This window comes from Catenuloplanes sp. NPDC051500, from assembly GCF_044454585.1.
Lineage (GTDB): Bacteria > Actinomycetota > Actinomycetes > Mycobacteriales > Micromonosporaceae > Catenuloplanes.
Map to the genome: position 1 here is coordinate 452,129 of NZ_JBITDX010000002.1, position 20,271 is coordinate 472,399.

Below are 20,271 nucleotides of genomic sequence, written 5' to 3' on the forward strand. Positions count from 1 at the left end.
GCACGGCGGGTCGCCGTGCCGGACGGGCGTGGTCCCGGCGGACCTCCAACCGGAGCCGCGGTGCGGATCAGCGGCACCGAGTCGCACCTGTGCCGCCCGCTGGACCGCCCGGCCGGCGCGACCACGCCCGGGCCCGCTCGGTCCCGATCATCTGGTACGCGCTCAGCGTCGGGCCGCCGGTCACTGCCGGTCGTCCCGGAAGGCGCGGCAGACGGCCGAACACCGCGAGCGCGGTCCCGGGCCGACCCGGTCAGGCCGCCGTGCGCGCGGACCGGCATGGACGGCAGCGGCACTCCGCCGTCCGCGCAGGCCGGGCCACGCTCGGTGATCTGCCGGTACCGCACCACCACGTCCGGTCCGGCGCCGGTCGCGTCCGGCGGCGGCAGGCCCGCGCGCGCCTCCGAGCACCACCCTCCACCGGCCCGTCGTCGCGGCGAAGCATCGCGAGGGCCCGCCCCCGTGGCGCAGCACGGCACGGCCCTCCGCATCGGTGAGCAGCTCCGGGCCGGTACGCAATGGTGCGCTCACGATCTTCACCTCAATTTTGTCTTTACCGCGGTCGATTCCCCATCCCCCGGGAAAACGATGCCACCATGCCATTCCCGCGGACAACTACTCGACCTGGCCACGGGCTGCTCGGAGAGGTAGTGGGAACCGGACCGGCGGACACATAGCGTCACCGGCGAAAGGCCTGAGCTGACGCTTTGGAGACGCACTATGGATATGCAATTCCCAAGACGGTGCAACACTCCGGTGAATGAGACGTTCGCCCGGCGGATGCGCCGGGAGCGCTTGCACCGGCACGGCGACCGCGGCCTGCTTGTGGTGGCGATGGACCACCCGATCGGCGCCGGCCCGATCGTTGCGGACGGCCGGCTGGACCCGCTGCTGCACGCGGCCTCGGACAACGGCGCGGATGCGGTGGTGCTGCACAAGGGCGCGCTGCGGCACGTCCGTACCCGCTGGTTCGCCGATCTGTCCTTGATCGTGCACTTGAGCGCCAGCACGGTCTCCGCGCCGGACCCGGATGCGAAGGTGCTTGTCACAGGCGTCGAGGAGGCGCTGCGGCTCGGCGCGGACGGCGTGAGCGTGCACGTCAACACCGGCTCACTGACCGAGGCGCGTCAGCTCGCCGACCTGGCCTCGGTCGCGGACGCCTGCGACAGGTGGGGACTGCCACTGCTGGCGATGGTCTACCCGCGCGGGCCTGGTGTCCGCGACGCCCGCGACCCGGATCTGGTGGCACGCGCGGTCACTGTCGCGGCCGAACTCGGCGCGGACCTGGTGAAGACCGCGCTGCCGGACGATCCCGCGCAGATCGCCCGGATCACCGCGGCCTGCCCGATCCCGGTGCTTGCCGCGGGCGGCGCGACCGGCGGTGGCGCACCAGCGGTGCTCGACCACCTGGGCGCCGCGCTGCGGTCCGGGGCCTCGGGCGCGGCGGTCGGGCGGCTGATCTTCGAGTCGGCGGACCCGGCCGCGATGACCCGGGCCGTCGCCGATCTGGTCCACCACGAACGCGCCCGGCAGCCGATGCCGGCGCTGCGCTGACGAAGGAGACGACCATGACCCAGTGCTGGCTCGACGTCCGGCAGACCGGCGATCTGACCAAGGAGATCTGCGAGGAGGCGCTTCATCAGGGCCTGGACGCGATCGTCTCCGACGACCCGGACCTGCTGGCGACGCTGCCGCCGACCGTGCTCCGCGTCCTGGTGGACGGCGGCGAGAGCGAGGGCGCGGACGTGCTGCTCTCCACGAGCGAGCCCCCGCCGCACGGGCTGCGGCAGGGGCCCCGGCACGGGCGCTACATCGAGGTCACCGGCCCGGAGACGCTGCGGATCGCCTGCGAGAGCGCGGCCCGCGACGCCTACACCGTGCTGCGCTTCGCCGATCCCACCTACATCCCGCTTGAGATCGTGCTCGCCTCCGCGGCCGGCGCCACCGGCACGATCGTCACGGTCGCGGCCGACCCGCAGGACGCGGCAGTGCAGGGCGCGGTGCTCGAGCACGGCCCGCACGGCGTGCTGCTGGCCCCGGGCCGGGTCGGCGACGCGACAGCGCTGCGGACCGCGCTCCGGGCGGTCACCCCGGACATGAACCTGGTTCCGCTGCGGGTCACGGCCGTCCAGCACGCCGGCAGCGGCGAACGCGCCTGTGTGGACACCTGCAGCATGCTGCTTCCTGACGAGGGCATCCTGGTCGGATCGCGGTCGCGCGGGCTGGTGCTCTGCGCGAGCGAGACGCATCCGCTTCCGTACATGCCGACCCGGCCGTTCCGGGTGAACGCGGGCGCGATCATGTCGTACACGCTCGTCCCCGGCGAGCGGACCGCCTACCTGAGCGAGCTGCGCGCGGGCGACCGGGTGCTGGCGGCCGGCGCGGACGGCCGCACCCGCGCGGTCACCGTCGGCCGCGTGAAGATCGAGACGCGGCCGCTGCTGTCGATCGACGCGGTCGCGCCCGGCGGCGAGACCGTCAACCTGATCGTCCAGGACGACTGGCACGTGCGCGTGCTCGGCCCCGGCGGCGCGGTGCTCAACTCGACCGCGCTGCGCCCCGGCGACGAGATCCTCGGCTGCCTGCCGGACGCGGACCGGCACGTCGGCTACCCGATCGACGAGACGTGCGTAGAGCAATGATCATCGACTTCCACGCGCGTCTGGCGCCCGGTCCCGGTGAGCCGTCCGCGCTGCTCGCGGCCATGGACCGGGCCGAGATCACGGCCGCCGCGGTCAGTGCCGGGGGCGTGCTCGGCATCGACCGGCTCGCCCGCCAGCTCAGTGTCGGAGGCCGCAGCGCGGCAAGACCCGACAACGAGGGGGTACGCCGTGCGTGCGCCACCTCAGGCGGGCGCCTGGTCCCGTTCTACTTCGCCGACCCGCGCCGCGGCCCGGAGGAGTACCGCCGCGCCGCCGCCGGCTTCCGCGGGCTCGAGATCTCCCCGGCCGTGCACGGCTTCACGCTCGGTGAGCCGGGGGTGGCCGCGCTGGCCCGGATCGCCGCGGACGTCGGCCACCCGGTCTACATCGTCTGTCTCGGCCGGCCCGGCGCCCGCGCGGAGGACCTGGCCGCGCTGGCCGCGTCCCGGCCGGCGACCACGTTCGTCTTCGGGCACTGCGGCGGCAACGGCCTGGACACGGACGGGCTGCACCGGCTCGCGCCGCTGCCGAACGTACTGGCCGAGACGTCCGGTGCGTACACGCTGACGGCCCGGCTCGCGGTCCGGCGGCTCGGCGCGTCCCGGGTGCTGTTCGGCACCGAATATCCGCTGCAGGACCCGCGCGTCGAGGTCGCGAAGCTTGGCGCACTCGGGCTCACCGCCGCCGAACGCCGCGCTGTGGCCTGCGAGAACGCGAGTCGTCTACTCAATCTTCAGGAGTTGAGCCATGTCTGACCGGCCGGAGATCGGGGACTGGGCCGGACCCGGCGGCCTGGCCGCGGTGCAGGACGCGCGGCTGCCGGAGACGCTTGCCGCGGCCGCGCGCTCGCCGTTCTACCGGGGGCGGGTGCCGGTGGACCGGGCCGGGCTGATGGAGATGCCGCTGACCACCAAGGCGGACCTGCGGGACGCGTACCCGTTCGGGCTGCTCGCCGTGGACCGGCGCCGCCTGGCCACCTACCACGAGTCGAGCGGCACCACAGGCACGCCGTCGTCCTCGTACTACACCGAGGAGGACTGGCTCGACCTGTCCGAACGGTACGCGCGCAAGTGGGTAGGCATCCGGGACTCGGACACGTTCCTGGTCCGCACGCCGTACGCGCTGATGATCACCGGGCATCTGGCGCAGGCCGCGGCCCGGATGCGTGGCGCCACAGTGGTCCCGGCGGACAACCGCTCGACCGCGATGCCGTACCCCCGGGTGGTCCGGCTCCTTCGCGACCTGCGCGTCACGCTCACCTGGTCGATGCCGACCGACACGCTCCTCTGGGCCGCCGCCGCACGCACGGCCGGCCTCGACCCCGGGCGCGACTTCCCGGCGCTTCGCGCGCTCTTCGTCGGCGGCGAACCGCTCGGCGCCGCCAAACGCGCCCGGATCGCACAGCTCTGGAACGCCCCGGTCGTCGAGGAGTACGGCGCGACCGAGTGCGGCAGCCTGGCCGGCGAGTGTTCGGCCGGCCGCCTGCACCTGTGGGCGGACCGCGCGATCTTCGAGGTGCGAGACCCGGCGACCGGGCGCATCACGCCTGCCGGACGCGGGCAGCTGGTGGTCACGCCGCTCTACCGGGAGGCGATGCCGCTGCTGCGCTACAACACCGAGGACGAGGCCGAGGTCTCCACCGACCCGTGCCGGTGCGGCTGGGACCTGCCGACTGTGCGCGTACTCGGCCGCAGCGCAGCCGTGCACCGGGTCGCGGGCGCGGCAGTCACCCAGGCCGGCGTGGAGGAGCTGGTCTTCCAGCTTCCCGGCGTGCTCTTCTGGCGGGCCCGCGCGCTTCCGGACCGACTGCTCGTCGAGCTGGAGGGCGACCGGGGCGCCGCGGACGCGCTGATCTCCGCGATCCGCGCCCGCTACGACGTGCCCGCCGAGGTCAGCGCGCTGCCGCCGGGCGGCCTGGTGCCGCACACCCTGCTCACCGACGCACCTGACGTGGTCAAGCCCCGCAGCCTGTTCGGCCCGGCCGAGGACTGGACCAGGGCGCTCTCCTACTACTGACTCCACCGCACGCCCAGACACGACCAGGGGGAACGCATCATGCAGGAACCACCGCGGATAGCCGTGGTCGGCGCCGGGATCGGCGGGCTGGCCACGGCAGCCGCGCTGGCCCGCTCCGGGCTGCGCTGCGACGTCTTCGACAGCCGCGACCACCCGGGCAGGCTCGCCGGCATGGGACTCGGCATCCAGATCTCACCGAACGGAGTCCGCGCGCTCCGCGAGATCGGCGCGACACCACCACCATCCACAGTGGTACGTCCGGACGCGGTCGAGCTGCGCCGCTGGCGGGACAACTCGCTGCTCGGGCGCGCGCCGCTCGACGACGCCGAGACCCGCTACGGCGCTCCCTACCTGACGCTCACCCGCGCGGAACTCTCCGGCGCGCTGCTCACCGCGATCGGCGGCGCCGGCCTGCATCTCGGCCGCCGCTGCGTCGGCGCCTCGGTCGGCCGCGGCGGCGTCCGGCTGCGCTTCGCCGACGGCGGCGAACACCTGGCCGACCTGGTCATCGGCGCGGACGGCGTGCACTCCGCGCTACGCGCCGCACTCGGCAACGGCGGACTCGGCCCGCGCTTCTCCGGCCACGTCGCCTACCGCGCCGTCGTACCGGCCTCCGAGCTGCCCACCCACCTGGTCAGCCCACATCGGGTGCGCGTCTGGCTCGGTCCCGGACGGCACTGCGTCTGCTACCCGGTCCGCGGCGGCGCCCAGGTCAACGTGGTCGCGACCGCCCCCTCCCCGTCCCCCGAGGTCAACCCCGAAAAGCTCATCCTGGGGTACGCCGAGTGGTGCGGATCGGTCCGCGCACTCCTCTCCGCCGCCGCCGGCCGGGGCCGGGCCTGGCCGCTCTGGTCCGGCGCCCCGGTGCCCCGCCGGCACCGGGGAGGCCTGGTGCTGCTCGGCGACGCCGCACATCCGGCGCTGCCCTGGATGGCACAGGGCGCGTCCCAGGCCCTTGAGGATGCGGTCGCGCTGGCCCGCTGCCTGGGCTCGCCGGATTCCCGCGGCTTCCCGGGGTCCTCGGGCGCGCCGGGCGGCGGACTCACCCCGCTGGAACGCTACGACGCGCTTCGCGGCGCCCGGGCGGCCCGGCTGGCAGCGGCGATCCGTACCGCCACCGACGAACACCACCTCCCCGACGGCCTCCGGCAACGCCGCCGCGACCGCCGCCTCTCCACCCCACCGGACCGCGACTGGCTCTACGGCTACGACGCGGCGGCCGGGGTGACGTCATGACCGGGCCGCGCCGCGCCGGAACCGGGCCGGCAGCCGTCGCCACCAGACCACGCGGCGTGACGACCGGGCCGCTGGCCGGGCGGGTCGCGCTTGTGACCGGGGCCGCGGGTGGCATCGGGGCGGCCGTGGTCAAGGCACTGGCCGACGACGGTGCCACGGTGATCGGTACCGACCTGCACACGGCCCGCATTCTCGACGTGCGCGACCCGGACGCGGTAGAACGCCTGGTCGCGGACGTGGAGGCGAACGCCGGGCCGATCGGCATCCTGGTCAACGTGGCAGGCGTGCTGCGCACCGGCCCGGTCCTGGACACCACTGACGCGGACTGGAACGCGGTCTTCGCGGTCAACGCCACAGGCGTCTTCACTGTCAGCCGCGCGGTCGCCCGCCGGATGGCGGACCGGGGCCGGGGCGTGATCGTCACGGTCGGCTCGAACGCGGCCGGGGTGCCGCGCATGCACATGGCCGCCTACGCCGCCGCGAAGGCAGCCGCGGCGCACTTCACCCGCTGCCTCGGCCTGGAACTCGCCGGTCGCGGCGTGCGCTGCAACGTGGTCGCGCCCGGCACCACGGACACGGAGATGCTGCGCGGAATGCCACCCGGGGACGCGGTGGCCGGGAGCGGCGCCGTGTTCAAAACCGGGATTCCGCTTGGCCGGATCGCATCGCCGTCGGACGTGGCGGACGCGGTGGCATTCCTGGTCTCCGACCGGGCCCGGCACGTGACAATGCACGACCTCTACGTGGACGGTGGCGCAACGCTGCGTGCCTGAGCGCCCGAGCGCCTCAGCGCCCGCGCCTGAACGCCTCAGCACCCGCTCAACGCCCGCGCCTCAGCGCCCGCGCCTCAGCGCCCGCGCCTCAGCGCCTGAGCCTCGACGCCCGCGCCTCAGCGCCCGCGTCTGAGCGCCCGCGCCTGAGCGCCTGAGCCTCAGCGCCTGAGCCTCAGCGCCCGCGTCTGAGCGCCTGCGGCGCTCGGACCGAGCGCGGGAGGGCGCCGCGACCCGGGGGCGGGATCGCGGCGTCCTGCGCAGCCTCAGTGCGGGCCGTCGTCGCCGGAGATCAGCGTGGCCAGCTCGACGCGGGAGGCGATGCCAAGCTTCCGGAAGATCTGTCGCAGGTGGTAGTTGACGGTGTGCGGGGACAGCCCGATCGCCGTCGCGATCGCCTGGTTGGTCAGGCCGGCAGCGACCCGCACCGCGACCTCGCGTTCCCTGTCGTTCAGCCGGGACCAGGGAGTGCCGGCCGGCCGGGCCGGGGCGGTGCCGACCGCGGCCCGGGTACGCCCCGGCGCCGGGCGTACGTGGCCGGGACGCACGGTGTCACGGTGCAGGTCCGCGAGCGCGGTGCGCAGGCCGCCGCCCGGCCGGTGGACGCGGAAGCCGCCGGGTACGCCCCGGTCGGCGCATGCGTGGCCGTCGTGCAGCGCCACGCGTACCGGCTGCGGGATCGTGCGCGCCACCTCACGCCGCACCAGCGCGTGCGGGAACGCGAGCAGATCGCCGCGGGTGGCCAGCAGACCCGCGGTGAGCGCCTCGTCGACGGCGGGCAGCAGCGCCGCCGCCGGCCCGCCGAGCAGCTCGGCCGGGCCGGCCAGGTGGAACTCCTCGTCGAGGGTGGTCGCGACCTGCACCAGGTGCCGGGCGCCCGGCGAGAGCAGTGCGATCCGGTCCCGGATGCGATCGCGGACCGCCGCCGGGAGCCGCTGGCCGCGAAGCGTCGCGCGCCCGTCCGCCACCTCGGCCAGGTGCTCGTCCCGCAGGCCGCGGGCCAGCTCGATCAGCGCGCCGGGCAGGCCGCCCGCCACTGCCGCGAGGTCCCGCAGCGACGGGTCGGGCTCCGCGCCGAAGAGCGCGGCGAGCACCGCGCCGGTCGTGGCCGGATCAAGCGGCCCGAGCGCGATGTGCCGCACCCGGCCCAGGTCGAGCGGGTCCAGGCCGGGCAGCCGGGTGCCGGTCCGGCGGGCCAGGATCGGCAGCACGCGCGCGGTCCGGGAGGCGATCGCGAGCGCGGCCGCCACGGCCGGGTCGGTCCAGATCGGATCGTCGATCAGCAACGGTGCCGGCCCGTCGCCGGCCGGCCGGGCCGCGGCGGAGGCGAGCAGCCGGGACAGCCCGGCCGCGGCGACCGGGCCGGCGGGCAGGCTGAGCACGGTACGGCCGGTGGCGCGCGCACCTGCCGCGACCTCCTCAAGCAGCCGGGTGCGGCCGCCACCGGGCGGACTCTCCACGACCACAAGCGCCGGGCCCTCCCCGCCCCGGCGCAGCATGCCCGAGATCGCGCGGTACTCGCGTTCTCTCCCTAACATTCCTGTCTTCATTGCGGTGTCTCCCCCCTTGTCACCTGTCACACGTGAGGTTCGTGTGACTCGATCGTGAGGGTGAGGACGTGAGTGAACCGTGTATTAGTAGGGGTTCCTGCGATATTGGGCGCTCTCGGGCGTACCCACGATGGATTCTGTGGTTTTTCAGGCGTCGCAGAGTGTGCGGAGCGCGGGCAGGTCGCAGACGACCAGGCGGCGGTAGCCGGTCTCGATCAGTCCGTGGGCGCGCAGCTCCTGCATGGCCTTCTGCACCGTGGCCTGCGCGATGCCGATCATCGTGGCCAGTTCCGGCTGGCTGAGCGTGACGCCGAGCTCGACGCCGCCGTCCGGCCGGGCACGCCCGCAGCCCTCGGCGATCTCGACAAGCACCCGGGCCAGGCGGATGTGCGCGGGAAACGCGCCGAAGTCGGTGCGGCGCCGGTTCGCGAACTGCAACTGCCCCACGACGGACGCGGTGACCAGGCGCATCGCCTCCGGCCGGCGGCGGATGAACCCCTCGAACGCGGGCCGGGCAAGCACCACCGAGATCACCCGCCCGCACGCGGTGACAGTCGCGTTGCGCGGCGCGCCGGTGAGCACCGCGGTCTCGCCGAGCAGGTCACCGGGCATGCGGATGGCCAGCAGCGTGTCCGTCGTGGTGACCTTGACGAAGCCGATCAGCAGCAGCTCGACGTGGGTGCCGCGATCGCCCTCGCGCATCAGCACCTGCCCGGCCTCGAACCTGCGGCGCGCCCCCATGCCGACCATCTCCGCGACCAGCTCGGGCGCGAGCTGGGCCAGAAAAGTGCCGGGACCCCATTCAGGGTACGGATAGTCGTGCTGCACAGGATCCTCCGGCGGACGCGGGGTCTTCCTAGAGGAGCGTTACGGCCACGACGCCGACGCTCATCGCCGACACTGTCAGGCTGAGTGAGATCTGCAACAGTCGATGCTTGCGCCAGGTGATCCGGCTCAGTGTAACCAACTGGCGGGTGACCATGGCGACCTCGTCCTCCTTGCTCAGCTCCCCGATCCGCGCCGCAAGCGACGGGGGTTGCCATTCCCGCAGGTGGCCGAAGTAGATGATGTCCCCGATCGCCACCATCCGTCCCTTCGGGCGCAGCACCGGCACCACCACCAGGATCGCCGTGCCCATCGCGGCCAGCACCAGCGCCATCGCCAGCACCACCCCCGGATTCGCGCCCAGGTGCAGCGCGCCGGCCCCCAGGGTGAACGCGCCGCCCTGGTGCGCAAGCAGGATGCCGGCCTTCGCGTCCGCCCGGGCCGCCATCGCCTCGAGCGCGGCGTGCAGCCGCCAGATGAGCGCCACCTCTCGTGGCTGGTCCAGAGTCTTCATGCTCCGATCCTGCGTCCGGTGCACCCAACCGACCTGCTAAAAATCGGCCTTTGCACACGATCAGTAGCCGGAGGGTGACGCATCTCGCTTGCCCGGGTCTCTAGAGTGGACGGCGTGACCTCTCTGGTCCTGCATGCCTTCGCGCCGCTCGACGGCCCGGCGGCCCCGCTCGCACTGCAGCAGCTTCAGGCACTCTGGGCCGCGTGCGGCGAGGTGCTCGGCATGAGCGCACCCATGCCCGGCCTGCCCGTCACGCCGCCGGACTGGCGTGGCACACGGCGGGTCGGCGCGCTCGCCGCCCGTCAACGCGACGATTTCCGCGCGGTCCTGCGGCGCGACCGCGACGTGCTGATCCTCTCCGCGGCGCTGCCCGGCGTGGGCGACGCCGGCTGGGTGGAGCTGGACCGCTGGCTTGACGACGTGGCCGCCGGCGGCGTCGACGCGCTGATCGGCACCGCCCGCCTCTACCGGATGCCCGCGGCCGACCCGTCCTTCCCGCCGGCCCGCGCCGCCCTGCCGTTCTTCGCCACCCATGCCGGCTGGCAGAACGACCGGGTCCGGATCGGCGGGCACGCCTGCGCCTGGGAGATGTCGCCGCGCCGGGACACCCGGCGGGAACGCCGCCTGGTCGTGGCCGGCACGGGCCTTGACGCGCTCACCTGGGGTCCGCCGGGCGGTGATCAGCTGCCGCCGCTCGGCCGGTACCTGATGCACGCGGCGGTGCTCCGCTACCACTACCGGATCTGGACCGGCGATCAGCGGCGCATCACGTCCGTGCGCGACGCGCGACCGGGGCGGGACCTGCTCCGCGCGGACTTCGCCCGGCTGCATTCGATGCACGCGGCGTCGGCCGCTTCGCTGGGATCGCTGCTGGCGGCCGCGGGCGAGGCGGGAATGCGCGGCGACAGCAGCCACGATCCTGTCACTGACGACGAGCAGTTCGGCCGCTGGCTGACCCGGCAGCTGGAGGACGCCAGCTCCCGCCTGGAGAACCTGCTGCGCGCGGACGGCACCCCGCTCACGGACCTCTTCGCCAAGCTCCCGGAGCCCCGCGACGCGCCACCGCACGACGTGCCGTCCCACGACGTGCCGCCCCACGCGTCTTTGCGCACCGCCGCGCCGGCACCCGGGACCGGCGCGTGGTCGTCGCCCATCGCGCCGGCCGGGTCGTCACCCGCGGAGCCGCCCCCCGCGCCGCGTCCGCGTACCACCCGCCACGCGCTCCGGATGAGCTTCACAGTCGACGCGGTCGGCTACAGCGGGCACGACGCCAAGGGCCGCGAAATCGTCCAGCAGCGGATCTCCGACGTGGTGGGCGAGGCCCTGGGCGATCTGCACCTCACGCTTGCCGACACCGACCACCAGGGCACCGGCGACGGCGTCAACGTGGTCCTCCCCGCCGATCTGGATCTGCCCCGTACCCTGGCCCAGCTGCTTCACGGCACCTCCGCCGCGCTCCAGGCCGAGCGCCGCCGCTATGCCGGCCCGCTGCGCCTGCGGATGGGCGCCTCCATCGGCACCTTCCGCATCGCCGCGCTCGGCTGGTCCGACTCCGCAGTGATCGAGACGAACCGTCTCTGCGACAGCCCACCCCTGCGCGCCACCATGAAGGACGACCCGGACCGCCTCTTCGCCGCCATGATCTCCGACCGCCTCTACCCCTTCACGGTGGCGGAGGGCCACTCCCGCCTCGACCCGGCCGACTTCCTCCCCGCCGACGTCACAGTCAAGGCGTACCAGGCCCGCGCCTGGCTCTGGTCCCCGAAGCCAGGATGATCGGCCGCCGGCACGCCGTGCGGGCACCGTCCTACCGTGACGATCCGAGGCGGTTCGGCAGGAGAAGGGCGTCGTGAGCACGCCGTTGATCGGCAGATCGGCGGACATGGTGGCGCCGGAGCGGAACCGGGGCGGCACGATCCGCGTGATGTCGCCGCGCAGGTAGAGGCGCCGGACTCGATGATCGCGGTGAACGCGGTGATGTCCAGCGCGTCGATCCGGTGGCCGAGCGGCACCGGTTCGCGCATGTTCATGGGCGCTCACGCTGGATCCGGCGCGGTCCGGTCCAGACCTGACTTTGATGAGGGTAAAGTCGAGACCCCACCCGGTTTGGTCCGATAAATCCGTATATGACGACGGGGGAAGATCATGTTCAGGACCCTCTTCCGGGGCGCGTTCGTGGGTGCGCTGCTCGCGACCGCCGCGCTGCACGCCGCGCCGGCTTCGGCTGCGCGGGCGGACCGGGGCTGCGGCACCGACAGGTCCGACTGGCTGGTGCACGGCTACGGCTACACAGGCGACGTCGACGTGACGACCGCCTACGGCGAGGAGCCGGCCGGCTCGCACCAGCGCTTCGTGGAGATCCTGCCGTCCGACACGATCGCGGTGCTGACCGCGGAGAACGACGCGTTCGAGGGGACTGTCGCGTTCCACGGCCGCTCGCCCAAGATCTGGGAACGCGGCTTCCACTGGGAGGTGTCGCCGAGCACCTGGTCGCCGGGCGGCGTCGCCAGTCTGCTCGGCCCGGAGTGCAAGGCCGGGACCACTGTCGTCGAGTCCGCGATCTACCTGTTCGAGGCATACGAGAGCGGCGACAGCGGCGTCAAGACCGCCTGGGGCGTACTGACCCGCGATCTCTAACCGGCGCGCAATCCTGTTCCGCCGTGGTCCAGTGCAGAACGAGACACGCGAACCCGGGTCTCCCGAGTGTCTGACGTGCGTGTGGCCCTGTCAGGCGGTTCTCCAACCGAATTCAAGATCCTTGCGTCTCTGAGGGCCCTTTCGGGTCTCGAATAAGGGCCCCCAGAGCCGCAAGGATCTTGAGTCCCGCTTATTGGACGCCAGCTCCCGGATTGTGAACCGTGTCCGCGCGGCTGACGATGCCTGGCGCTGCGCACCCGGCATCGGACCTGCGCGACCCAGGGCCGCCGCCACTGCATCCGTGCCACAGGCTCGGCGAAGGCACCGACTACGTCAACTGCGAGATCAACGGCGACCTGGTGGTACGGGTGAGAAAGCGCCCCGCCCCGGCCGTGCCCGACACTGAGTCCCGACTGCTGCCCCTGGTCGCGTCCCCCGGGTGGAGTTGCGGAAGCCCAGTCCCGCTGCTGGACAAGGCATTCCCGTCGCCGCGCTGGCTGTTTAGCGAAAATTCCGCTCGCCCGCCGGGATTGCCACGGTGAGGCGGTTCTCCGGGGGCGCGAGCGGACAGGCCCACCGGTCGTCGTACACGCAGGACGGGTTGTAGGCGTAGTTGAAGTCGAGGCGCACCCGGTCGGCGCCGAGCAGCGTGAGCCCGCGGCCGAACGTGCCCTTGACCGTGTCCGCCAGGTAGCGACCGGCGCCATACGTCTCCGCGGGCGCGGTCGTGTCCCGGAACGGCAGGAAGACTCCACCGCCGTACGCGGAGATCCAGAAGAGCGTCAGGTCACCCCAGGGCGTGGCCGCGATTCCCAGCCGGCGGTAGCTGATCACGCCGTCGTCGCCGCCGGTGTCGATCTCAAGCGGTTCGCCCTCCGGCGCGGGCCGCACCTGGCACTCCGCCACGAACTCCGGCGCGGGCGGGAAGTAGCGCAGCCCGGTGAACGCGGCACGGTCCCTGATCGGCGACTGCGGGTGGGTCGCGAACAGCTCGTCCCGGGTCGCGCGGTAGCCGGCCAGATCGAGGTCGGAGAGGTACATCGTGGCGACCCGCTCACGCCAGTCGGCCAGGTCCAACAGCTCCATGATCACACCGTACCCCACTGGTCGTTCAGATTTTAAAGAAGTAGGCTGGCCGGGTGAGCGACACGCTTCCGCTGAGTCCGACGGAGATGCGCGCCTGGCGCGCGGTCATCGACGGCAGCTGGCACCTGCAGACCCGCCTCGACGACGAGTTGCGCGCCGAGACCGGGCTGAGCATCTCCGACTACCACGTGCTTGTGCTGCTCAGCGAGGCGCCGGAGCGCCGACTGCGGATGGGCGAGATCGCCAGCCGCCTGGTCTTCTCACCGAGCCGGCTGACCTACCAGGTCGCGGCCATGGAGAAGCGCGGGCTGGTCCGCAGGCAACCGTGCCCGGACGACCGGCGCGGCAGCGAGGCCGTGCTCACCGACGACGGGCTGGACGCGTTGCGCCAGGCCGCGCTCGGCCACCTGACCGCGGTGCGCCGCTACCTGGTCGACGACCTGGACGAGGCCGAGACCGAGGTGCTGACCCGCGTCTTCACCCGCCTCCAGGCGAGACTCCGCACCACCCGCTGAAGGACGTTCCATGCCCGCTGTCACCCCGCACGACCTCCTCGTCCTCCCCCGCCTGCCGAAACCCGCCCCGGCCGCCACGATCCGCACGGTCAGAAGACTCACCACAGCCCCACGGGGGTACGAAGGTGAGGGCTTCCCGGTCCGCCGCGCCTTCGCCGGCGTCTCACACAGCGAGCTGGACCCGTTCCTGCACCTGGACCAGATGGGCGAGGTCGACTACGCGCCGGGTGAGCCGCGCGGCACCGCCTGGCATCCGCACCGCGGCTTCGAGACCGTCACCTACATGATCGACGGCACCATGGAGCACCGCGACTCGCACGGCGGTGGCGGCCGGATCTCGAACGGCGACACCCAGTGGATGACCGCGGGCGGCGGCATCCTGCACATCGAGACGCCGCCGGAGAAGCTGGTGATGAGCGGCGGCCTGTTCCACGGCATGCAGCTGTGGGTGAACCTGCCGCGCGCGAAGAAGATGACAGCGCCCCGCTACCAGGACATTCGCGGCAAGGCGTCGACGCTTGTGGCCACGCCGGACGGCGGCGGGCTGCTGCGGGTGATCGCGGGCGAGATCGCCGGGCACCGCGGCCCGGGGAGCACCCAGACGCCGATCACGCTTGCGCACGTGACGCTGCAGCCCGGCGCGCGGCTGGACCTGCCGTGGCGGCGCGATCACAACGCGCTCGTCTACGCGATGTCCGGGAAGGGCTCGGCAGGTGCGGAGAAGCGGCCGTTGCGCTCCGGTCAGCTGGCCACGTTCTGGACCGGTGACACGCTTCGTGCGGAGGCGGCCGGCCCGAGGCCGCTTGAGCTGTTCGTGATGGGCGGCCGCCCGATCGGCGAGCCGGTGGCGATGCACGGGCCGTTCGTGATGACGACCCGTGCCGAGCTCGCCAGGGCGTGGGAGGACTGGAAGAAGGGACGTCTCGGGGTGGTCCCCGCGAAGCGGTTGGCGCCGGAGCGGAAGCGTCGGAGCTGAGCCCCGTACCCTCGCGGGTTCGCCTGTCTTTTCAGCCGATCAGGAACATCGCGGCGGTGCCGAACGACACCATCAGCAGGACGGCGATGAGCAGGCCACGCTCGGAGGCGATCTCGGGGGTGGTGGTCTCGGTGGTGACGGCTTCGGTGGTCATCGGTCTCTCCTTCAGGACCCGGCTGCATCACTGAATCTAGGCTGCGGCCGGAGGGGGCGGATCCTGGTTTCGTGCCAGGTGGCACGGGGGGAATAGCAGGGGTGTAATCGATCTCGGAGGTTGCCTCGTGGATGTCGAGGAGTGGTTCCTCACCGAGCAGGAACGGGGCAACCCGTCCAGCGCTATACCCACCTGGACAAGAGGCAACCACGCAGAACCTCTTGTTCACGGAGATTCCTACTTCGATCGCCTGGTAACGGAAATAGCGGCGCTGGAAGTCGGCGACCACCTGTTCTTCACCGACTGGCGCGGCGACCCGGACGAGCGGCTGCGCCCGGGTGGGCCCACTGTCGCGGAGCTGTTCTCCGCCGCCGCCCGCCGCGGTGTGATCGTCAAGGGCCTGATGTGGCGCTCCCACCTGGACAAGCTGCAGTACTCCGAGGAGGAGAACCGCCACCTGGGCGAGGCGGTCGCGGACGCGGGCGGCGAGGTGCTGCTGGACCAGCGGGTAAGGCGCGGCGGCTCGCACCATCAGAAGCTCGTGGTGCTGCGCCACCCGGCCGCGCCGGACCGGGACGTGGCGTTCGCCGGCGGCATCGACCTGTGCCACAGCCGCCGGGACACGGCCGCGCACGACGGAGACCCGCAGGCGGTACGGATGTCGCCGCGCTACGGCGACCACCCGCCCTGGCACGACGTGCAGCTGATGCTTCGCGGCCCGGTCGTCGGCGCGCTGGACCTGACGTTCCGCGAGCGCTGGACCGACCCGCACCCGCTTGACTCGCGCAGCCCGCTGGCCTGGGTGCGGGACCTGGCGGCCGGCGCGGACCTGCACGCGGACACGCTGCCCGACCCACTGCCGGACCCGCCGGAGTGCGGCCCGCACGCGGTGCAGGTGCTCCGGACCTATCCGGATCTCACGCTGGACCGGGGCTACCCGTTCGCCCCGGACGGCGAACGCACTGTCGCCCGCGGCTACACCAAGGTGATCAGACACGCCCGCCGGCTGATCTACCTGGAGGACCAGTACCTGTGGTCCACCGAGGTCGCCGAGCTGTTCGCGGACGCGCTCCGCGACAACCCGGACCTGCACCTGGTCGCGGTCGTGCCACGCCACCCGGACGTGGACGGCGCGCTCTCCCTCCCGCCGAACCTGGTCGGCCGCGCCCAGGCGATCTCCGTCTGCCAGCGGGCCGGCGGCGACCGGGTGCACATCTTCGACGTGGAGAACCACGCCGGCACCCCGGTCTACGTACACGCGAAGGTGTGCGTTGCCGACGACGTGTGGGCAAGCGTGGGCAGCGACAACTTCAACCGCCGCTCCTGGACCCACGACAGCGAGCTCTCCTGCGCGGTGCTCGACGAGACCGGCGCGTTCGCCAGGGACCTGCGGCTCACGCTGTGGCGCGAGCACCTGGACCGGGCGGACGGCGACGACGCGGACCTGGTCGACGCCGCGTCCGCGATCGAGGCGATCACCGCGTCCGCGCAGAAACTCGAGGACTGGCACACCGGCGGGCGGACCGGGCCGCGACCGCCGGGACGGCTGCGCCCGCACCGGCCGGAACAGCTGGGCCCGCTCACGAAGGCGTGGGCGCTCCCGGCGTACCGCCTGATCTACGACCCGGACGGACGGCCGATGCGGGATCGGCGCGCGAAGAGCTGGTGAGCTCATCGACTGCATCGCCACCGAGGAGTTCGCGGTGCGCAACCTACCCAAGATCGTCTGGGTCTTCCTCATCCTGCTCTTCTCCCCCATCGGCGCGATCATCTGGTTCGTGGCCGGCCGCCCGCAACACGCCTCGACCGGCGCCGGTGCCGCGTGGCGCCCGGGGAGCGGCTTCCCGGAGGCGGAGCGGCCGCGCCCGGCGCGCTCGCTCGCCCCGGACGACGATCCGGCCTTCCTCCGCAGCCTGGCCAAGACCCGGCGCGACGACGAGGACCTGCTGCGCGCCTGGGAAGCGGACCTCAAGCGCCGTGAGGAGGAACTGAAGAAGAAGTCGCCTCCGTCGGCGGCCGCGCCGGAGTGAGCACCCCGTGGTGCAGGACCAACCGCCTAGGGCTTCCTAGGAGGCTAGTGTAAAGGCGGCGGGCGCCCAGATCGGGCGTCCGGCGTCGCCGCCGAGGGCCAGCGCCACGGACCAGGCGCTCAGCGGTGGAGATCCGCAGCCCCGCCAGCGGCCGGCAAGCGCGGCCAGATCGTGCGCCAGACGCTCCGCGGCCGGGCCGGCCACCCGGATCCGGCCGTCCGGCAGGAATGCGGCCGCCGACACCGGCGGACCCGGTTCGTGGAGCGCGAACCCGCCGAGGCGCTCCCTGAACAACGCAGGTGCGGACGTGACGCGCCGGTCCCAGGCCGCCGCCGCGAACCACACATCCTGGTACTCCGCCGCGGACGCCCCGCCCCGGGACCCGCTGTCGGATGCGACACTGTCGCCGTCCTCAGGGCCGTCCAGCGGCGCCGCCACACCGGTCCCGGTTTCTTCCGGGGGCAGCACCATCGGTGGCGGATGGGACCCCGCGTGCCGCGCCGACAACGCACCGGCCGCCGTCATGAAGCCCGCCGCGCACACCGCCCGCGCTCGCCACTCGCCCGCCACCCGCCGCGCCGTCATCACCGGCTGGATGCCGCCGTGTGCGACAGGCGCCACGATCAGCCCGTCCGGTGCGAGTTGGTCCGCCCACGCCGCAGAGAGTCCGGAGACCCCGGCCGTCGCGATGATCCGGTCATACGGCGCTCCGTCCGGCGCGCCGTCGTACCCGTCAGCCAGCAGCACCCGCGCCGCGGTCACGCCGCACCGGGCGAGCGCGGACCCGGCCGCCGCGGCCACATCCTCCTGCACGTCGATGCTTGTCACGGACGCCCCGAGCGCGGCGAGCAGCGCCGCGTTGTAGCCGGTGCCCGCGCCGATCTCCAGCACCCGCATGCCGGGCGTGACCGCGAGCGCGGAGAGCATGGTGGCCATCAGCGACGGCTGGCTGGACGAGCTGACCGGCACGCCGTCCCGCACCTTCGTGACAAGCACCGTGTCGCGGTAGACCGCGTCCAGGAATCCGGGATCGCCTGACGCGACCCACCGCCCGCCGGGCCCGTGAAACCCCGAGGACAGAAAAATCTCCCGGGGTACGGCCCGGAACGCATCGGCCAGCGCCGCGCTGGTCAGCGCGCCCGCGGCTCGCAGCTCGTCGACGTACCGGTCGATCCCGGCCATCCCCTCACAGTAGGGCACGCGCGGCGTCAAGCCAGTACGGAACGTCCGCCGCGTGGAACCGATGCTCGGACCGCTCGATCCGGTCGAGGAACCCGGCGTAGACGGCCGCGTGCCGTAGCGCCGCCACCGGGCGGAGCAGCGCGATCGCATGCTCGGGGTCACAGCCGGGCACGCTTGACCGCCACCGCGCGGCCCACGACCCGATCAGCGACGCGTCCCCGTCGGCAAGCCGCAGGATGTCGAACGCGGGATGCCCGGCGAACGAGTCACCCCAGTCGATGATCATCCGGGCGTCCCGGGCGCCGATCGCGTTGCCGGGGTGCAGGTCGCCGTGGACGAGCGTGTCCGGCAGCCCGCACTCCGCGACTGCGGCAAGTCGCGCGTCCAGCCCGTCCGCGAGCGCGGTAAGCGCCGGATCGTCCGGCGCATGGGCGGCGATCACCGCGCGTATCCGGTCCGCGAGCCAGGGTGCGCGCAGGTCCGGCAGGCCGACGGCGATCAGCTGGTCCAGGTCCGGGACGGACCGCAGTTGCACGCGGTGCAGATCCCCGGCCAGCGCGTCGCGTTCCGCCGTGTCGGCCGCGTATCGCCCGTCACCCGGCACGTGTGCGAGCAGCAGGCGGCCGTGGGGGCCCGCGGCGAGCAGCTCGGGCGCGGTGCCGGGAAGCGTGTCACCGAGCCAGCGCAGCACCGCGGCCTCGTGCGCGAAGAACTGCGGCACCTGCTTCACCCAGACCGGCTCGCGTGCGATGTCGACCCGCTCGGGCATGTCCGCCGGGGCCGGGCCGCCCGCGGAGACCGTGTCCAGCCGCCAGATCGCGGAGAGGTTCCAGGCGCGCTGCTGCACCGGCCGGACCACCAGCCGCCCGCGCTCCGCAAGCCGTTCCGCAGCCCAGCCGAGCGTGGCGGCCGGCCCGCCGGGCTCGGCCCAGGGTGCCCGCCGCTCATCCGCCCCGGGCTGATCACGAGCGTCCACGCCCACCATGGACGGCGTTCCCGCCCCGCTCAGCTCCGCCAGGTACACCACCTCCCCGCCGTTCGGCGCGTCGCGCGAGGCCCGCAGCAGGCGCAGCACCGTGACGTCGACGCCGTAGTGCTGGCGGGCGCCGTCAACCACGTCGGCCACCTCCTGCCACCAGGGCATCGGGACCTCGTACGGCGGGAGCGCACCGAGCACCGCGCCGGAGCGATCGACCAGGACGAGCGTGACGCGGCGGGACATGATCGGTGAACCTATCAACATTGACGTGGCGGGCGATACCGTGAGCGCCGTGAACACCCCCGACGGCGGCAGTGTCGCCTGCACGCTCGAATACACAGTGGACACTACCTCCGAATTCGTGTTCCAGATCGCGGTGACGGCCGGCGGCCCGGTGCACGCGGACGAGGAGCTGTCAGTCACCCTTGACGGCGCGGAGATCGAGGCGGAGGTCATCCCGGCGTCGCATCACGGCGGCCGTCAGCACCTGGTCCGTGCCGAGCCGGGCGCGCTGCGCGTGCACTACGCCGCGACCGTGCGCCGTGACGCCGCGACGCCGCGCCGGGTGTCCGCGCCAGCCCGTGTGCAGGCGCTGCGCCCGAGCCGCTACTGCCCGTCGGACCGGATGGCCGGGTTCGCCGCGCGGCAGTTCGGCGGCACGGATGCCGAGATCGTCCGCGACGTGACCGACTTCGTGCGCGGCCACCTGCGCTACCGGCCGGTCAGCGACGCGTCAACTGACGCGGCGGACACGCTGCTTGCCGGCGCCGGCGTCTGCCGCGACTACGCGCACCTGGTGACCGCGCTGACCCGCGCGTCAGGCCTGCCGGCCCGGGTCGCCGCCGTCTACGCGCCGGGCCTGTCGCCGATGGACTTCCACCTGGTCAGCGAGGTGGCGGTGGACGGCGTGTGGCGGATCGTGGACGCGACAGGCCTGGCCCCGCGCGCCTCGATGATCAGGATCGCGACCGGCCGGGACGCGGCGGACGTGGCGTTCTCCACGCTGCTGACCGGCGGCGGCCTGACCATGACGCGGATGGAGATCCTGGCCGTGGCGGACGGCGACCTCCCCGGCGACGATCCGTCCGCGCAGGTCTCGCTCCGCTGAATAATCGAAGATCAAGACACGCCGGGGGTACGCCGTGCGGGTGGCGGGGCTGCC

20 protein-coding genes are annotated in these 20,271 nt (G+C 73.2%); 13 read left to right on the plus strand and 7 right to left on the minus strand.

The window, feature by feature from the left end; translation table 11 throughout:
- The first annotated feature begins 753 nt into the window (after nt 1-753).
- Genes ACIA8K_RS05005 through ACIA8K_RS05030 form a run of 6 tightly spaced genes read left to right on the plus strand, consistent with a single transcriptional unit; the run spans nt 754 to nt 6,664 of the window.
- Nucleotides 754-1,551: a 2-amino-3,7-dideoxy-D-threo-hept-6-ulosonate synthase gene (locus tag ACIA8K_RS05005; protein WP_396055081.1), complete on the plus strand. Its 798-nt coding sequence runs from the start codon at nt 754-756 to the stop codon at nt 1,549-1,551.
- 14 nt (nt 1,552-1,565) lie between these two features.
- Nucleotides 1,566-2,639 carry a 3-dehydroquinate synthase II gene (locus ACIA8K_RS05010; protein WP_396055083.1) on the plus strand — a complete coding sequence of 358 codons (1,074 nt, stop codon included), beginning with the start codon at nt 1,566-1,568 and terminating at the stop codon, nt 2,637-2,639.
- Nucleotides 2,624-3,394 carry an amidohydrolase family protein gene (locus ACIA8K_RS05015; protein ID WP_396055085.1) on the plus strand — a complete coding sequence of 257 codons (771 nt, stop codon included), beginning with the start codon at nt 2,624-2,626 and terminating at the stop codon, nt 3,392-3,394. Before ACIA8K_RS05010 ends, ACIA8K_RS05015 begins: the two co-directional genes overlap by 16 nt.
- The gene (locus tag ACIA8K_RS05020; protein WP_396055087.1) at nt 3,387-4,655 is read left to right on the plus strand and encodes a phenylacetate--CoA ligase family protein; all 1,269 of its coding nucleotides are present in this window, start codon (nt 3,387-3,389) and stop codon (nt 4,653-4,655) included. The genes ACIA8K_RS05015 and ACIA8K_RS05020 overlap by 8 nt, the downstream gene beginning before the upstream one ends.
- Nucleotides 4,656-4,694: 39 nt before the next feature.
- Nucleotides 4,695-5,891, plus strand: a complete 1,197-nt coding sequence (locus ACIA8K_RS05025; protein ID WP_396055089.1) for an FAD-dependent monooxygenase — start codon at nt 4,695-4,697, stop codon at nt 5,889-5,891.
- Entirely contained in the window at nt 5,888-6,664 is a 777-nt protein-coding gene (locus ACIA8K_RS05030) for an SDR family oxidoreductase (RefSeq protein WP_396055091.1), read from the plus strand. Before ACIA8K_RS05025 ends, ACIA8K_RS05030 begins: the two co-directional genes overlap by 4 nt.
- 263 nt (nt 6,665-6,927) lie before the next feature.
- Here ACIA8K_RS05030 and ACIA8K_RS05035 read toward each other — a convergent pair whose 3' ends face one another.
- The 3 genes from ACIA8K_RS05035 to ACIA8K_RS05045 all read right to left on the minus strand — a co-directional run bounded on the left by ACIA8K_RS05035 (nt 6,928) and on the right by ACIA8K_RS05045 (nt 9,550).
- Nucleotides 6,928-8,199: a LuxR C-terminal-related transcriptional regulator gene (locus tag ACIA8K_RS05035; RefSeq protein ID WP_396055093.1), complete on the minus strand. Its 1,272-nt coding sequence runs from the start codon at nt 8,197-8,199 to the stop codon at nt 6,928-6,930.
- A 159-nt stretch (nt 8,200-8,358) separates the two neighbouring features.
- On the minus strand, nt 8,359-9,039 hold the full coding sequence (locus ACIA8K_RS05040) for a Crp/Fnr family transcriptional regulator (protein ID WP_396055095.1): 681 nt from the start codon (nt 9,037-9,039) through the stop codon (nt 8,359-8,361).
- 28 nt (nt 9,040-9,067) lie between these two features.
- Nucleotides 9,068-9,550, minus strand: coding sequence for a Pycsar system effector family protein (locus ACIA8K_RS05045; protein ID WP_396055097.1), 483 nt, complete (start codon nt 9,548-9,550; stop codon nt 9,068-9,070).
- 114 nt (nt 9,551-9,664) lie between these two features.
- On the opposite strand from ACIA8K_RS05045, the gene ACIA8K_RS05050 reads away from it, so the two are divergent.
- Nucleotides 9,665-11,326: a CATRA conflict system CASPASE/TPR repeat-associated protein gene (locus ACIA8K_RS05050; protein ID WP_396055099.1), complete on the plus strand. Its 1,662-nt coding sequence runs from the start codon at nt 9,665-9,667 to the stop codon at nt 11,324-11,326.
- Between the two features lie 369 nt (nt 11,327-11,695).
- Nucleotides 11,696-12,187 (plus strand): hypothetical protein, encoded by a 492-nt coding sequence (locus ACIA8K_RS05055; protein ID WP_396055101.1) that lies wholly within the window; start codon nt 11,696-11,698, stop codon nt 12,185-12,187.
- Nucleotides 12,188-12,688: 501 nt separating this feature from the next.
- Here ACIA8K_RS05055 and ACIA8K_RS05060 read toward each other — a convergent pair.
- A complete protein-coding gene (locus ACIA8K_RS05060; RefSeq protein WP_396055103.1) occupies nt 12,689-13,273 on the minus strand; it encodes a DUF1684 domain-containing protein in 585 nt (194 codons plus the stop codon).
- An 86-nt stretch (nt 13,274-13,359) separates the two neighbouring features.
- On the opposite strand from ACIA8K_RS05060, the gene ACIA8K_RS05065 reads away from it, so the two are divergent.
- Complete coding sequence (locus ACIA8K_RS05065) at nt 13,360-13,788, plus strand: MarR family winged helix-turn-helix transcriptional regulator (protein WP_396055646.1); 429 nt, start codon at nt 13,360-13,362, stop codon at nt 13,786-13,788.
- A 10-nt stretch (nt 13,789-13,798) separates the two neighbouring features.
- Nucleotides 13,799-14,764 (plus strand): pirin family protein, encoded by a 966-nt coding sequence (locus ACIA8K_RS05070; RefSeq protein ID WP_396055105.1) that lies wholly within the window; start codon nt 13,799-13,801, stop codon nt 14,762-14,764.
- Nucleotides 14,765-14,795: 31 nt separating this feature from the next.
- On the opposite strand, the gene ACIA8K_RS05075 is transcribed toward ACIA8K_RS05070, so the two are convergent.
- Complete coding sequence (locus ACIA8K_RS05075; RefSeq protein ID WP_396055107.1) at nt 14,796-14,918, minus strand: hypothetical protein; 123 nt, start codon at nt 14,916-14,918, stop codon at nt 14,796-14,798.
- A gap of 127 nt (nt 14,919-15,045) precedes the next feature.
- Here ACIA8K_RS05075 and ACIA8K_RS05080 point away from each other — a divergent pair, with 127 nt between their 5' ends.
- Together ACIA8K_RS05080 and ACIA8K_RS05085 are read left to right on the plus strand one after the other, a co-directional pair.
- Nucleotides 15,046-16,587, plus strand: a complete 1,542-nt coding sequence (locus ACIA8K_RS05080) for a phospholipase D family protein (protein WP_396055109.1) — start codon at nt 15,046-15,048, stop codon at nt 16,585-16,587.
- A 13-nt stretch (nt 16,588-16,600) separates the two neighbouring features.
- The gene (locus ACIA8K_RS05085; RefSeq protein ID WP_396055648.1) at nt 16,601-16,948 is read left to right on the plus strand and encodes a PLD nuclease N-terminal domain-containing protein; all 348 of its coding nucleotides are present in this window, start codon (nt 16,601-16,603) and stop codon (nt 16,946-16,948) included.
- A gap of 36 nt (nt 16,949-16,984) precedes the next feature.
- Here ACIA8K_RS05085 and ACIA8K_RS05090 read toward each other — a convergent pair whose 3' ends face one another.
- Both ACIA8K_RS05090 and ACIA8K_RS05095 read right to left on the minus strand, forming a co-directional pair.
- The gene (locus tag ACIA8K_RS05090; protein ID WP_396055111.1) at nt 16,985-18,130 is read right to left on the minus strand and encodes a protein-L-isoaspartate O-methyltransferase; all 1,146 of its coding nucleotides are present in this window, start codon (nt 18,128-18,130) and stop codon (nt 16,985-16,987) included.
- Nucleotides 18,131-18,134: 4 nt separating this feature from the next.
- A complete protein-coding gene (locus tag ACIA8K_RS05095; protein ID WP_396055113.1) occupies nt 18,135-19,352 on the minus strand; it encodes a phosphotransferase family protein in 1,218 nt (405 codons plus the stop codon).
- Nucleotides 19,353-19,401: 49 nt separating this feature from the next.
- Between ACIA8K_RS05095 and ACIA8K_RS05100 the strand changes: the two genes are divergently transcribed.
- A complete protein-coding gene (locus ACIA8K_RS05100) occupies nt 19,402-20,217 on the plus strand; it encodes a transglutaminase family protein (protein ID WP_396055115.1) in 816 nt (271 codons plus the stop codon).
- Nucleotides 20,218-20,271: the final 54 nt, after the last annotated feature.

Coding starts and splice junctions, on each gene's coding strand:
- ACIA8K_RS05010 (WP_396055083.1), top strand. CDS start 1,566: ATGACCCAGTGCTGGCTCGACGTCCGGCAGACCGGCGATCTGACCAAG.
- ACIA8K_RS05020 (WP_396055087.1), top strand. CDS start 3,387: ATGTCTGACCGGCCGGAGATCGGGGACTGGGCCGGACCCGGCGGCCTG.
- ACIA8K_RS05025 (WP_396055089.1), top strand. CDS start 4,695: ATGCAGGAACCACCGCGGATAGCCGTGGTCGGCGCCGGGATCGGCGGG.
- ACIA8K_RS05030 (WP_396055091.1), top strand. CDS start 5,888: ATGACCGGGCCGCGCCGCGCCGGAACCGGGCCGGCAGCCGTCGCCACC.
- ACIA8K_RS05035 (WP_396055093.1), bottom strand. CDS start 8,199: ATGTTAGGGAGAGAACGCGAGTACCGCGCGATCTCGGGCATGCTGCGC.
- ACIA8K_RS05045 (WP_396055097.1), bottom strand. CDS start 9,550: ATGAAGACTCTGGACCAGCCACGAGAGGTGGCGCTCATCTGGCGGCTG.
- ACIA8K_RS05055 (WP_396055101.1), top strand. CDS start 11,696: ATGTTCAGGACCCTCTTCCGGGGCGCGTTCGTGGGTGCGCTGCTCGCG.
- ACIA8K_RS05060 (WP_396055103.1), bottom strand. CDS start 13,273: ATGGAGCTGTTGGACCTGGCCGACTGGCGTGAGCGGGTCGCCACGATG.
- ACIA8K_RS05065 (WP_396055646.1), top strand. CDS start 13,360: ATGCGCGCCTGGCGCGCGGTCATCGACGGCAGCTGGCACCTGCAGACC.
- ACIA8K_RS05070 (WP_396055105.1), top strand. CDS start 13,799: ATGCCCGCTGTCACCCCGCACGACCTCCTCGTCCTCCCCCGCCTGCCG.
- ACIA8K_RS05075 (WP_396055107.1), bottom strand. CDS start 14,918: ATGACCACCGAAGCCGTCACCACCGAGACCACCACCCCCGAGATCGCC.
- ACIA8K_RS05090 (WP_396055111.1), bottom strand. CDS start 18,130: ATGGCCGGGATCGACCGGTACGTCGACGAGCTGCGAGCCGCGGGCGCG.
- ACIA8K_RS05095 (WP_396055113.1), bottom strand. CDS start 19,352: ATGTCCCGCCGCGTCACGCTCGTCCTGGTCGATCGCTCCGGCGCGGTG.